This window comes from Pseudomonas sp. St290, from assembly GCF_018325805.1.
GTDB classification, from domain to species: Bacteria; Pseudomonadota; Gammaproteobacteria; order Pseudomonadales; family Pseudomonadaceae; genus Aquipseudomonas; species Aquipseudomonas bijieensis.
Genome location: NZ_AP014703.1, coordinates 4,075,687 through 4,089,532 on the forward strand (window position 1 = coordinate 4,075,687; position 13,846 = coordinate 4,089,532).

Here is a 13,846-nt window from a genome sequence, read left to right on the forward strand (position 1 = left end):
CGCGCGATACCTCAGTTCTTCTTGATGATGGATTGATGCCCGGACTTGATTTGCGCCACGGCGGGCGTCCAGAGCACATCAGCGATTTCACTGAATTCACGCCACTGCTTCTGCCAGCCGTCACCGCCGTTCTCGGAGGTGAACAGATGCCCGTACTTGGTACCGGCGACGATCTGGCGGGGGTCGGCAGGGTTCAAGGCAATCGCCCAGACACAGGAATTGGGTTGCTGCGGCAGTGGCAACACTTCCCAACTGAGGGCGGCGTCCCGGGAGACCAGCACCTTGCTGGTCGTGCCCGGTGTGCCGTCGGAAATGCTCAGGTAAAGGGTATCTTCGCTGCCCAGCGGGGCATTCATGGCGCGCACGTAGTACAGGCCGAAAGCTTCCCGCGCGACGATGCCGGTCCAGGTCAGCCCCTCGTCGAGACTGCGGTAAACGGCGTTGACGCACACCACCACAATGACCTTTTGCCCATGGTTGGGCAAAACCAGGATGTTGTGCACGTCCGAGTTGAAGTCCCACAGCAAGCGGTCATCGACACGGGTCCAGGTGTCGCCACCGTCACGGCTGTGGAACAGCCCACCCTCCTCCAGGCCGAACCAGAGCTGGTTGCGATCCGTCGGGTCGTAGGCGAAGGCCAGCAAGCGCGGACGACTGACGCCATCGCAGAACTCCGGGATCTCCACCGGGGCACGATCCCAGCTCTGGCCGCCGTCCAGGGTGCGCCACAGCACCGCTCGCGAAGGCGCGCCAGTGCCGACGAAAATGCGCTGTGCATCCTGTGGGTCCACGGCCACTTTCCAGACAGTCTGTCCGTTGAATGGCGAATCCACCCGCTGCCAATGGCCTCCGGTATCACGGCTGACGCACAAGCCGACGTCGGTGCCGGCGTAGATCACCTCCGGTGTCCCCGGATGGACACTCAGGGATCGGGTGATCGCATCGAATTCCAGGTCCTGGCCCAGGCCCAGGCGATGCCAGGTGCGGCCATCGTCGGCGCTGCGGATTACCGCCTGCCCTACGGTGGCGACCAAAAGGGTTCCGTTACTCATCACTGCTGCTCCTCAAATGAAGATGCCACGGGTCAAGCCGCCGTCGATGCCAATGGATTCCCCGGTCACGGCACCGGCCTTGGGGGATGCGAGGAAACCGATCAGCCAGCCCATTTCGATGGGCGCCAGGGTGCGCCGGATCGGCGTCGCGTCGATGTAACCCTGCTCCACCTGCTCGGGCGTCTTGCCCTGCTTGACCCCTTCGCGCTCGTACAGCTCCTGGATGTGCGGGGTATCCACTACACCGGGGTGGATCAGGTTGACCGTGATGCCCGATGGGCCCAACTGGTCGGAGAGGGTTTTGGTCATGTGGGCAATGGCCAGGTTGCGCATGCCCGAAAGCACCTTGCTGCCGCGCCCGGTCAGGCCACCGATGTTGATGATGCGACCGAAGCCGCCGGCCTTCATGTGCGGAGTCACTGCCTTGGCGCAACGAAAATAGCCGATCACCTTGGTGTTGAGGTCCGAGAGCAATTCATCGTCACCGGCATGTTCGATGTCGTTGCGCACCACACCGGACGGTGCCGCGGCGCCGTTGACCAGGATGTCGATGCGGCCAAAGTGCTTGTGGGCCGCCTCGACCATGTCCGACACCGCCGACATCTGGTTGGTGTCACAGAACAGCGGCAGCACTTCGTTGCCGGTTTCTGCGGTGATTTCCTCGGCGGCCTGCTGGAGAAACTCCATGCGCCGCGCACAGATCACCACCTTGCAACCTTCCTGGGACAGAAAACGCGCGACTTCCTTGCCGATACCCATACCACCGCCGGTGACGATCGCCACGCGGCCTTGCAATTCCAGATCCATAGCAGTTCCTCTTGTGATTGTTCGGCTCAGGCGAGATCGACGAAGACACTTTTGGTTTCGGTGTAGGCATCGATCACGTTCTTGCCCATTTCCCGGCCCCAGCCGGATTGCTTGTAGCCGCCAAATGGCGAGGCCGGGTCGACGACGTTCCAGCAGTTGATCCACACCGAGCCGGCCTTCAACTGCGCAGCCACGCGATGGGCGGAACGCAAGTCACGGGTCCAGAGACCGGCGGCCAGGCCGTAAGGCGAGTCGTTGGCGCGTAGTACCAGCTCGTCGATTTCGGTCCAGCTCATGACGGTCAGCACCGGGCCGAAAATTTCTTCCCGGGCGACACAGGCACGCTCGGCGCGGTCGAGAAACACGCTGGGCTGAATGAAGTGCCCCTGTTCCAGGTGGGCCGGCCGGTCACCGCCGCAGATCAGTTCGGCGCCCTCTTCCTGGCCCCGTTGCAGGTAGCCACGCACCGTACCCAATTGCCGGGCCGAGACCAGCGGGCCCATGCTACTGGCCGGATCCAGGCCAGGCCCCAACACATGGGCGGCCGCATGGCGCTGGAGTTCTTCAAGCACCTGGTCGAGGACGCTGGCGTGCACGTACAGACGCGATCCGGCGGTGCAGACTTGCCCCTGGTTGTAGAAAATGCCGTCGGCGGCGCCTTTGGCGGCCCGGACGATATCGGCGTCCGGCAGGATGATGTTGGGAGACTTGCCACCCAACTCCAGCGAAACCTTCTTCATGTTGCCGGTGGCGGCCTGGGCGATCAGCCGTCCCACCTGGGTCGATCCGGTGAAGGCGATCTTGTCCACGTCCGGGTGCTGGGCCAGCGGTGCGCCGGTATGCACACCAAGACCGGTGAGCAGGTTGACCACCCCGGCCGGGAAACCGGCGGCCTCGATCAGTTGCACCAGGCGAATGGCAACCAGGGGCGTCTGCTCGGCGGGCTTGAGCACCGCGACACAACCGGTCGCCAGCACCGGGCCGAGCTTCCACACGCACATGGTCAGCGGGAAGTTCCACGGCACGATCAACGCACAGACGCCCACGGGCTCGCGCAAGGTGTAGTTGAGCATCGGCGCGCCACTGGAAGGCGATACCGGCAGCGTGCTGCCTTCGATCTTGGTCGGCCAGCCGGCAAAGTAGCGAATGATGTTGGCGGCACTCGCCGCCTCCCCGCGGGCGTTGGCAATCGGCTTGCCGTTTTCCAGGGTGATCAGTTGCGCCAACTCTTCGCGATGCTGGTCGAGCAGTTCCGCCAGGCGAAACAGCAACAACCCACGCTGGGCCGGCGACTGCTGCGCCCAGGTCCCGGTGAAGGCCGCGCGGGCGGCGGCGACGGCTGCATCCACGTCGCGTTCGCCGCCTTCGGCGACTTCAGTCAGGGTCTGCTCAGTGGCTGGGTTCTCCACGGCAAACCGACGGCCATTGGCGGCGTCCTGCCAGGTGCCGCCGATAAACAGGCGTCCCGGTTGCGACAGGAACTTCTCGACGGCAGGTAACAATTGAATCGGGTTCATATCCGCTCCTTCACAGCGCCATTTCAATCAGGCAAGGGCCGCCGTCGGCCTTGGCATTGGCCAGGGCCCGATGCAACTCACCATTGGTATGCACGGTGCTGGCCGGCAAGCCATAGCCCTTGGCGAGGGCTTTCCAATCGATGCGTGGACGGTCCAGTACGGTCAGGCTCAAGGCCTCGGGGCCCAGCTCGGTCATGCCGAAGCGGCGCAGCTCGTTCTGCAAAATGGCGTAGCGATGGTTGGCCGCGATCAGGATCACCACCGGCAGTTGCTCGCGGGCGATGCTCCACAAGGTCTGGATGGTGTACTGGGCACTGCCGTCCGATTGCAGGCAGAACACCTGGTTGCCACGCTCGGCCATGGCGGCGCCAAAGCCCACCGGAATACCCTGGCCGATGGCCCCACCGGTGTTGGTCAAGACCCGATGCCGCGCGGCGTGGGCCGAGGCGGTGAAGAATGGATAGCCGCACGTCCCGCCTTCCACCGAAACGATGCAATCGTCCGGCAGCGATGCGGCCAGCACCTGACCCACGGACTGGGGCGTCAACGTGGCATCGCCTGGTGGCAGCTCGATACCCATTGGCGTTGGCACATAAGCCGGCGCCTCGAGCGCATCGGCAAGCGCAGTGAGCGCTCCGGCGACGTCGTCCCCGACTTCCGCCAGGCAGAGCAGGCGTTCACGTTCAGCCAGGCGAGAAGCGATGCCTTCGTAGCCGAAATAACTGATCGGGTCCGGCACACCGGCGCAAACCACCGCGTCGTATTGGTCAAGGATCTCAATGGCCACTTCGGGGAAGTAAGGCAGACGATCCAGGTCAGGCAGGCCACCACCGCGATAGCTCAGGCGTGGAAAGGTTTCGGCGAACAGGCGCACACCCGGCAACTGGGCCAGGCGCCCCGCCGCTTCGAGCCCGGCGACGGACAAGCCTTGGTCGCCAACGATAAACACCAGGCGCCGGCCATCACGCAATGCCTGGGCGACCGCCTCGATCCGGTCACCGGCAAAACGCCGAACCGGGGCCCGCAATGCCGTGAAGGCTTTCTCATGCTGCACAGTGTTGGCTTGCAGATCCATTGGCAGGATCAGGCTGGCGATCTGTCCGTTGGCTTGCCAGGCGGCACGCACGGCCTCTTGGAAATCTTCGCCTACACCCGATGCGGTGCGCGATGTGCGCACCCATCCGGAAACGCTCCCGGCCAGGGCCTGGATATCACTGGCCAGCGGCGGATCGTAGTTGACGTGCCATGACGCGTGATCGCCGATGACGTTGACGATCGGGGTATTGGCGCGACGCGCGTTGTGCAGGTTGGCAATGCCATTGGCAAAGCCAGGCCCCAGGTGAGTCAGGGTCATCGCCGGCTTGCCGGCAATCCGGCCGTAGCCGTCCGCGGCACCGGTGCATACCCCCTCGAACAAGGACAATACCGGCTTGAGGGCTGGCGCACTGGCCATGGCTGCCACCAGGGGGATTTCAGTCGTTCCGGGATTGGCGAAGCAGTATTCGATACCACTCGCCACCGCCGCCTTCACTATCAGTTGCGCACCATTCATTTCCAGCCCTCTTGATCGAGCGTTTGCAGTGGCTGAGATTTATCACACAGGAGAACCGACAAAACAAGCTATTTTTCTGCATAAAAATCATATTCTGAGATTTATGCATTTTTATTGAGATAAAACCGCCGCAAATGAGCTTGTATTTCTCAGGCATTGGGTTACCGTGACAACGCGCTCCTGAGCGAGCCTGCGGGCTTTTCATCACTGCCGCGGCTACCTATAGTGCTCACCCAACGACCACCTACGCGCCATTCCCCCCTTTAGGAGCGAAATGAGCAGTCTGAGCAAAATGCTGAGTGTGCTGGACCTCTTCGGCCCGGCAACGCTGAAGATCGACCCCGAGACCATCGCCGAGCGCATGGGCCTGTCACGGGCGACCGTGTACCGCTACGTCAAGGATTTGTGTGACGCCGGCCTGCTGGTGCGGGTGGATGCCGGCAGCTATGGCCTGGGGCCGCGCATCATCGAACTCGACTGGATGATGCGCCAGTACGACCCGATCCTCGTGGCGGGCCGCGAGTTGATGCACGAGCTGTCCGAAGCCACCGGCCTGGCGGTGTTCGCCAGCGTTTTCTATGACGGACACATCATCAACACCTACATCGCCGAACCCAATGACACCTACCAGTTCGCATTCGGACGCGGCCAGCCGCTGCCGTTTTTTCGCGGTGCGCAGTCCAAGGTGTTGATCGCCTTTCAAAAGGGTCGACGCCTGCAACGCCTGTTCGAGGAACACCTGGCCAATGACCCTGACAGCACCTACGACTGGGCCAGCTTTTCCAAGGCAGCGAAAAAGATCCGCAAGGACGGCTATTGCCTGACCCACGATGAACTCAACCTGGGGCTCACCGGTATCGCGGCGCCGATCGTCAACCCAGGGCTCGACGAGGTGGTGGGCAGCCTTTCGGCGGTCGGCAGCACCCACAACTTCAAATTGCTGCGCCAGGAAACCGTGATTGAGATGGTGATGGACACCACCCGGCGGATTGCCGAACGCATGCAGAATCCGCCTGCGGCTGCCCACGGGATGTGACGGCGGTTAACGCAGATCGACGTTATCCAGCGTTCTGTTCGATCGACTTCTCAACTCGGACTCACCACCAAGAGAAACGTCACCGCCTTGCCATTGGAGGTCGCGGTCACCGTCACGAAACCCGGTGTGTGGCCAGCAATCAGCTTCGATGACACTGCGTCACCACTGCTGCTGGTCGTCACCGTCGGCGTCTGATCGACCCCGACGAATCGGGTCCCTGTCCTACCATCATCAGTGATCGTGTAGACGACCCAGGCCCCCGCCACCGGATCCCTGTCCTGATTCGAGGCTCGAACCGTGAGCGCAAGAGTGAACTCGGTACCCGCTGGTGCGATCTGTCCATTCCCACCTGCCAGGATCAGAGACTCCACATCATCCGTCGGGTCCCCCTCCTCCGACACCACCCTCAAGTAGAACCTGGCCATTCTGTCGTTAGAGGTGGCGGTCACCTGCAGCGTGCCCACCCCGGAGCCGGCGACCAGCCTCGGCGAGGTTGCATCACCATCGGCGTTCGTCTGCACGATCGGTGTCTGATCGCCCCCGTCGAAGCGCGTCCCTGTCGCCCCTTCATCGGAGACCGCGAAGGTGACATCCGCACCCACAACAATCTCGCCCAGCGGGTCTATCGCCCGCGCCGTTAACGGCTCCGCGAACCTGCTGTCCACCGGGGCCGCCTGAAGATTTCCGGCCTGTGCCTGTAGCGATGCCACGTCACCTGGGTCCAGCGACATCACGTTCAGGGTGGTGTTGGTTCCTCCGCGGGTTTGCCCTGTGTCAGACAGTAGCCGTACCCGGCCGTCGACGATTTGGCCGTCGGGGGCGGTGTCATCCACGCGGAGCGTCACCGACTGTGCTGTGGTCCAGTCTGCTGCGCTTGACAGGGTACATGACGCGGCGTCGCCGTCCTCGGCAATCCACTTGGTGGTTGCGCTCTGGCAGAACACGTCGGTGATCGTGGTGTGTGCGGGGGCGTGGTAATACAGCTGCTCACCGGACGCCCCTCCCACCGCAGATTCCCCGTCCACCTGTGTCACACGCACCGGCACCTGTACGCTAACGGCTCCCGGCTTGGCCACCGGCACGGTCGGCTGTTCCACCGGGATACTGCCCTCGGGCAACTTGCCATCAAAATACCGCGCGATGTCCGGCCAGATTTCAGCCATCTGCGTGCCCGAGTTGGCTGAGGCACTACCGCCACTGTGGAGAGCAATTGCCGTATTGGTTGACGCGTCGATCACGGGTGATCCGGAACTGCCGGACTCGGTATCGCAATTATATTTCACCCAACCGTAACGGCCGTTGTCACCCACATCGATCACCCGGCAGGGAAGACCGTCGTCGTGATCGCGAGAGACCCGCTTCGGTAAAGCACTGGGGTGTCCGGCGAGGTAGACGTCAGCACCAATATGCGGGACCTGAGTGTTCAGGCCCAGATAACCGAAGGAATCCAGCGCACCGCTGTTGACGATATCCTCGTCGAGGGCAAGCAGCGCAAAATCCTTATCCCGATCATAGGCCACGATCCGCTCGACCGGCACCCGAACCACATCCGCCGTACTGTCCGAATGGCAAGATGTTTCTTCGTAATTGAAGCTCACCACCATTTGGGTCGGGTCGCCCGCGTCCTGGTCAACAACATGCCAGTTGGTCAGCGCGAGGTTTCCAGGCCCTACCCGCCAGACAGTTCCACCTCCAAGTCTGGAATGGATCCTGCCCACCGCGCGCGCACGCCGGTACTTTGCCGGATCCGACTGCTGTACGCAGCGAGCCTTCTCGAGCTGACTCTCCCCGATGATTTCACCCGGCGTAATCGGGGTGGAAGGCGGAGGCTGCATGCCAGCGACCGCCGACCCAGCACCCAATACCAACCCAACAGAGGCCAGCATCAATCCACATACAGCCGAGCGCATGGCCGGCGACACGGGCGTTTTTTCCGGTTGGGTCGACATGGCGGGCACTCCGGTCGCGCAATGGACGATGGAGCGATTTATGACGCGGAATGTGTTCGGCGCCTACTGTCGGAGCTGACAGGTTTGAGCAGGTTACAGACGGATGGTCGGGGCTGACTGGACACTACCCCGTGGCGAGGAAGCAAGCTCGCTTGCCACGGGTTCAGGGAACCAGCCCCCCGCTTCAGAACGGAACGGCCACCGTCACCTGACTGTACACGTTGGTGCCATTGCCCGTCACTTGATTACCCCCCGTCGTTGCATCCCGATCCGGCTTGTAGAGGCCTATCAGCGGGGTGATGATCAAATGCTCGTTGACGGCCCACTCGGCATACACATCCAGCTCACGGGCATCCAGGTTCAAGGCGTTGTCTTTACGTACGGTGTTGTAATCGAAGTACAACGCACCGAGGGTCAGGCTCTCCAATGGCGTGGCCTTCAAGCCCACATGATGGATCCCCGTATTGCTGTTGAATGGCCCGGCATAGTTACCCGCGACTTCACCCTGGAACCAGGTGCCATAACCCGTGCTCTGCCCGGTGAACAGCGAGTCCCACTTCTGGGAATAGCGGGTGTAGCGGTACGTCAGCTTGGGCGCCCAGGCGATATCGGCAAAGGTGTAGCCGGCCTCGGCGTACCAGGCGTTCTGTGGGCCGGCGTTCTTGTCCTGCCAGGCGTATTCGAATGCCAGGCTGGCATTGTCGATACCCGCGTCGCCTTCCCCACGAATGCTGTAGACGTTCATGTCCTTGCGTTGCTTCTGGAAGTCGCTGGCCCACCGCTCGTTCACGTCGAGGCCATGCACCCATGTCAGGCCCAACGTACCGGCCCTGGCGGTGTAATCCAGCGTGCCGGCGGCCAATTCGGTTTCGGCCTGGGCACGGTTGTCGGACTTGAGCCATACCACACTGCCATGCAACCCATCCTGCCCGCCCAGGCGCAACACGGCGGTTTGATCGAAGGCGTGCCGGGCCGCCAGGTAATAGGCCCCACCACGATTCAAGCGACCATCGGCCGGCCCTTTGCCCAGGTTCGGCCCGTCATCGTTGATCAAGAATCCCCGGCCCAGCTTGACCACCTGGCGGCCACCGGAGATGTCGACACCGTCCTGCCCCAGCACAGGGAACAGATCGGCGGAGCGCCAACCCAGGTAAGCGTCTTCGATCTTGGTGGTGCGCTCGGACCCAAGGGAATTACCGGCCGGATCGCCATCGCCCCAAGTGGCGGAACTGATCAGGTTGAACGCACCGTAGGCAGTGCCGTGGCCGGCCAGGCCCTGGTCGCCGCTGACGCCATACTTGATGAAGCCTTCGCGCCAGGTTGAACCGCCGGGCGTGCCGTCGTAGTTCTTACGACTGTTGAAATGGCCGAACACCGCCAGCAGGTCGGCGTTGAGGTGAGTGTCTTCATCGGCATACAACTCATAGGCCTGAACCTGACTCGTGGCACAAAGCGCCAGCGTACAGGCAAGGCCACTGCCGAAAAAATCCATACGAGATAGAGACCGCATGGCTGGAGCTCCTTGTGGTGCACCTTTGAAGGCTGTCTTTATATTCAGGAGCCGGCGCAGGACACTGCGCCGGCTATCAGGCTAGCGGCAATCGGCGAGCGCGCTGTCCAACGCGCCGACCATCAGGGCGGCCTCGTCGCTGGTGAGGGTCAGCGGTGGCGACATCACGATTTTGTTGCCGATCGGGCGCATCAAAACGCCGGCCAGGCGCGCTTGCTCGGCGATGCGCGAGGCCAGGCCGTTGGCCGGGTCAAGTGGTTCGCGCGTGACTTTGTCCGCCACCAGGTCCACGGCGATCATCAAGCCCTTGCCACGCACTTCACCCACCACCGCATAACGTTCGGTCAGCGGTTGCAGTTGCTCCAGCAACTGGGCTCCGACTGTTCCCGCGTTACCCGGCAGATCCTCGGCCTCGACGATGTCCAGCACCGCCAGGGCCGCCGCACAAGCGGTCGGATGCCCGCTGTAGGTGTAGCCGTGCATGATCACGCTGCTGAAACCCGGGCCGTTCTCGATGGCATCGACGATGCGCTGGTTGAAGACCGTGGCGCCCATGGGGATGTAGCCAGCAGTGATGCCCTTGGCCAGGCACAGGACGTCGGGCGCGACACCCCAGCCGCGACTGCCGAGCATGCAGCCGGTGCGGCCGAAACCGGTGACCACTTCATCGGCGATCAACAGGATGCCGTGGCGGTCGCAGACTTCGCGCAGCCGCTTCCAGTAATGCGCGGGCGGCACGATCACGCCGCCGGCGCCTTGTACCGGTTCGGCGATCAGCGCAGCAATGGTCTGTGGGCCAAGCAGCGCGATCTGGTCTTCCAACTGACGAATACAGTGGGCAGTCAATTCTTCCGGATCGCGGCAATCCCAGGGGTTGCGGTACAGCCACGGCGTATCGAGCAGATGACAGCCGGCCAATAGCGGCCCGTGGTTGTAGTGATAGACCCCATTGCCGCCCACCGATGTACCGCCCACGTGCACGCCATGGTAGCCATTGCGCAGCGACAGAAAGCGCGTGCGCCCTGGCTCACCGCTGGCGATCCAGTATTGACGGGCCATTTTCAGGGCCGTCTCGACCGCATCGGAACCGCCGGAACTGAACAGCACCCGGGCCATGTTTTCCTGGGCGAACATCGACGTCAGCCGCTCGGCCAGGTCGAACACCCGCGGATGGGCGATGCCGTCAAAGGTCTGGTAATAGGCCAGCTCGTCCAGCTGCGCAGCGATGGCCGCCTTCACTGAAGCCCGGTTATGACCCACGTTCACGTTCCACAAACCGCCGACACCATCGAGCATGCGATGGCCCTCGATATCGGTGATGTAGTTACCGTCGCCACGGGCGATGATCAACGTCTTGGAGCGATTGGCTGGCGCCGAAGAACTCATCGGGTGCCAGAACTTCTTCTGTGCTGTCTTGTATTGCTCGTACATGGTTGCAGTCCTCATTCTGTTTCACGCTTGCGTACGTACAGCAGTTGCTGGCCGGTGAACTCCAGCAACCCTTCAAGGCCGAACTCGACGCCGAACCCGGACATCTTGCTGCCGCCAAACGGCGTATTCGGCTGGATCTGCGCATGGCAGTTGACCCAGGCCATGCCACATTCCAGGCGACTGGCCAATGCCTGTGCCTGCTCGCTGTCGCGTCCCCAGACCGATCCGCCCAAGCCCATGTCGCCGGCGTTGGCGCGGCGCAGGACATCCTCGATATCCTGATAGGCAATCAGGGGCAGCACCGGACCGAACTGTTCCTCGTCCACCAGGCGCTGCCCATCGGTGACATCGGCAACCAGGGTCGGCGGATAGAAAAAGCCCGGACGGTCCAGACGGGCACCGCCGCACAACACCCGCGCCCCATGGGCACGGGCATCGGCCACCAGTTCCTCCACCAGCGCCAACTGTTCGAGGTTCTGCACCGGGCCAAAAGTGACTCCAGGCGCCAGGCCGTCACCCACCACCTGACGCCTGGCGATTAGAGTCAGGGCCTCGGCAAAGGCCTCGTACTGGGATTGGTGAATGTACAAACGCTTCAGGGCGGCGCAGGTCTGCCCCATGTTCAGGAAGGCCGCCTGGAAAATATCTTCGGCGACCGCCTCGACCGACGTGCCTGGCAGCACGATGGCGGCATCGTTGCCGCCCAGCTCCAGGGTCAGGCGCTTGAGGTTGCTGGCAGCGCCGCGCATCACGCTTTGGCCGGTGGCGGTCGAGCCGGTGAAGACAATCTTCTGGATACCGGCATGGGCGGTGATCGCGCTGCCGAAACCTTGTTCACCAGTCACGCTACTGATCACGCCACGAGGCACATGGCGCGCGATGATGTCCACCAGGCGCAGGGTGCTCAAGGGGGTCAGGCTGGACGGTTTGCTGATCACGCAGTTACCGGCCCGCAACGCCGGCATGATGTGCCAGACGGCGATCATGAACGGCCAGTTCCAGGGCGTGATCGACGCCACAACGCCCAACGGCTTGCGGTGCAGTTCAATGCGCTGGGTCGGGGTTTCTTCCACCAGCTCTACGGGAATCTGCTGCTCGGCGGCATAACGCGTCCAGGCCACCGCGCCCATCACTTCGGAGAACGCCAGTTCCAGTGGCTTGCCCTGCTCCAGGACAATGAGCCGGGCCAACGACTCGGCTTCCTGTTCAAGATCGGCAGCGATGCTCAGCAGGCGCTGGCGGCGGTTTTCATGAGTACTGTGTCGCCACTCGACAAAGGCCGCTTGCGCCGCTTCGACGGCAAGGTCCAGTTGGGCGAGGGAACCGGCCGGGCAGCGGGCGAACACGGTACCGGTCGCCGGATTGAACACATCGAAGTGGCCGTTTTCACCGTCGACCCGCGCCCCATTGATGAGCATTTGATAATCGTGCATAGCACCTTCCTTTCACGCGCTGACGAACCGTCCGGAACGACAGCGGACTTGTTTTCTGGGTGGATTGACGTTGTCGCTTGACGCCTTAGAGCTTGTGGCTTCCCAGCGCCATGAACCGCTCGGGCGAAGCCTTGCGCAATCGAACAGCGAGGAGCACGCCGACGATCAGCGCGGCGGGAATCACGGCACAAAGGCCGTAGGACAAGAGCTGGCTGGCGCCGGTCAGCACATCGAAATGAATCACCGCAAGGGCCAGGACCGCCAGCAATGCCAGGCACGAAAAACCCGGAAGAATCCGACCGCGCCAGAGCCCCAGCTTCAGTTCCGGATGCGCGCGGAAATAGACAAATACCGCCGCCGAGGTCAGGGCCATGAGCAGAATCACGCACAGCGTGGCCAGGTTGGAGAACCAGGCGAACAGTTGGAGGATCGGATCGGCGTCCAGCGCGGCGAAAATCAGCACCACCACCGCCGCGATCAGGCTTTGCAGGACCGAACCCATGTGCGGACTCTGGTGCACACGATGGGTGGTCCCCAACCGGCTGTGCAGCAAACCGTCACGGCCGATGGCATAGAAGTAACGAGCCGCGGCATTGTGGAACGCCAGCAACCCGGCGTAGATGCTGACCATGAACAGCACGCGGATGATCTGGGTCAGGTACGGGCCGACAAAATGATCGGACATGCCGTAGATGAAGGTGGTGGGATCCTGGAGCGCCTGCAGGGTCGGCACGATCTTGTCCGCCCCGACGCCGACGATCATCGACCAGACCGACAGGGCATAGAAACCACCGATCAACAGCACCGAACTGTAGGTGGCGATAGGAATCGTACGGTGCGGGTTCCTCGCCTCTTCGCCATAGATGGTGGTGGCCTCGAAGCCAATGAAGGCAGCGAAGCAGAACAGCAAGCCGATTGACGGCGTACCACTGAACACATGGCTGCGCTCGAACGAATCGAGATTGATGCCGCTGTCGCCACCGGTCTTGAGAATGGCGAAATCCAGCGTCAGGATCGCCAAGTACTCGGCAACCACCACCACCGACAGGACCCGGGCCGACAGGTCGATCTTGCGATAGCCGAGGATCGCAATGCTCGCCATTGCCAGGAGCGAGTAAGTCCACCACGGCAAGTCCAGGCCAAAGACGCTGGCCATCGTGCCACTGACCACGCCACCGAACATGCCATACAGGCCCACTTGAAGGATGTTGTAGGCAAACATCGCCAGCACCCCCGCCGCCCCACCGGCCAGGCCACCGAGGCCACGGGAGGTGAACGCGTAGAAGCCACCGGCGTTGGTCATGTGCCGGGACATGGCGGTGTAGCCCGCCGAGAAGGCCAACAACACCAGCAGCGCCAGGAGCAGCAATGCCGGTGTGCCGGCGCCGTTGCCCAACATGATGCCAATGGGGAAACCGCCAGCGATGACACTCAAGGGGCTCGCCGCCGAAATCACAAAGAAGATGATAAAGCCGACGCCCAGGGCGCCGCGCTTCAACTCCGTCGAGCTGCTGATCGGGAAAGATACACTCATTGTTCTTGACCTTATTGTATGAGGC

General features: G+C 62.5%; 10 protein-coding genes. 1 reads left to right on the forward strand and 9 read right to left on the reverse strand.

What is annotated here, in order from left to right; all coding sequences use genetic code 11:
* Positions 1-11 precede the first annotated feature (11 nt).
* From PBDP_RS17655 to PBDP_RS17670, 4 genes are read right to left on the reverse strand one after another with little or no spacing between them, the layout of a single operon-like run.
* Entirely contained in the window at positions 12-1,052 is a 1,041-nt protein-coding gene (locus tag PBDP_RS17655; protein WP_212801072.1) for a VPS10 domain-containing protein, read from the reverse strand.
* 12 nt (positions 1,053-1,064) lie between these two features.
* Positions 1,065-1,859: an SDR family NAD(P)-dependent oxidoreductase gene (locus tag PBDP_RS17660; protein ID WP_092445563.1), complete on the reverse strand. Its 795-nt coding sequence runs from the start codon at positions 1,857-1,859 to the stop codon at positions 1,065-1,067.
* A gap of 26 nt (positions 1,860-1,885) precedes the next feature.
* Positions 1,886-3,376, reverse strand: a complete 1,491-nt coding sequence (locus PBDP_RS17665) for an aldehyde dehydrogenase family protein (RefSeq protein WP_109753213.1) — start codon at positions 3,374-3,376, stop codon at positions 1,886-1,888.
* A gap of 10 nt (positions 3,377-3,386) precedes the next feature.
* Positions 3,387-4,928, reverse strand: coding sequence for an acetolactate synthase large subunit (locus PBDP_RS17670; protein WP_109753214.1), 1,542 nt, complete (start codon positions 4,926-4,928; stop codon positions 3,387-3,389).
* 274 nt (positions 4,929-5,202) lie between these two features.
* Here PBDP_RS17670 and PBDP_RS17675 point away from each other — a divergent pair, with 274 nt between their 5' ends.
* Positions 5,203-5,964: an IclR family transcriptional regulator gene (locus PBDP_RS17675; protein ID WP_109753215.1), complete on the forward strand. Its 762-nt coding sequence runs from the start codon at positions 5,203-5,205 to the stop codon at positions 5,962-5,964.
* 50 nt (positions 5,965-6,014) lie between these two features.
* On the opposite strand, the gene PBDP_RS17680 is transcribed toward PBDP_RS17675, so the two are convergent.
* The 5 genes from PBDP_RS17680 to PBDP_RS17700 all read right to left on the reverse strand — a co-directional run bounded on the left by PBDP_RS17680 (position 6,015) and on the right by PBDP_RS17700 (position 13,821).
* The gene (locus PBDP_RS17680; RefSeq protein ID WP_212801073.1) at positions 6,015-7,913 is read right to left on the reverse strand and encodes a trypsin-like serine peptidase; all 1,899 of its coding nucleotides are present in this window, start codon (positions 7,911-7,913) and stop codon (positions 6,015-6,017) included.
* A gap of 184 nt (positions 7,914-8,097) precedes the next feature.
* A complete protein-coding gene (locus PBDP_RS17685; RefSeq protein ID WP_109753217.1) occupies positions 8,098-9,423 on the reverse strand; it encodes an alginate export family protein in 1,326 nt (441 codons plus the stop codon).
* Between the two features lie 81 nt (positions 9,424-9,504).
* Positions 9,505-10,854, reverse strand: a complete 1,350-nt coding sequence (locus PBDP_RS17690) for an aminotransferase class III-fold pyridoxal phosphate-dependent enzyme (protein WP_109753218.1) — start codon at positions 10,852-10,854, stop codon at positions 9,505-9,507.
* 11 nt (positions 10,855-10,865) lie between these two features.
* Positions 10,866-12,287, reverse strand: coding sequence for an aldehyde dehydrogenase family protein (locus PBDP_RS17695; protein WP_163858156.1), 1,422 nt, complete (start codon positions 12,285-12,287; stop codon positions 10,866-10,868).
* Between the two features lie 85 nt (positions 12,288-12,372).
* On the reverse strand, positions 12,373-13,821 hold the full coding sequence (locus PBDP_RS17700) for an APC family permease (RefSeq protein WP_109753220.1): 1,449 nt from the start codon (positions 13,819-13,821) through the stop codon (positions 12,373-12,375).
* Positions 13,822-13,846 lie beyond the last annotated feature (25 nt).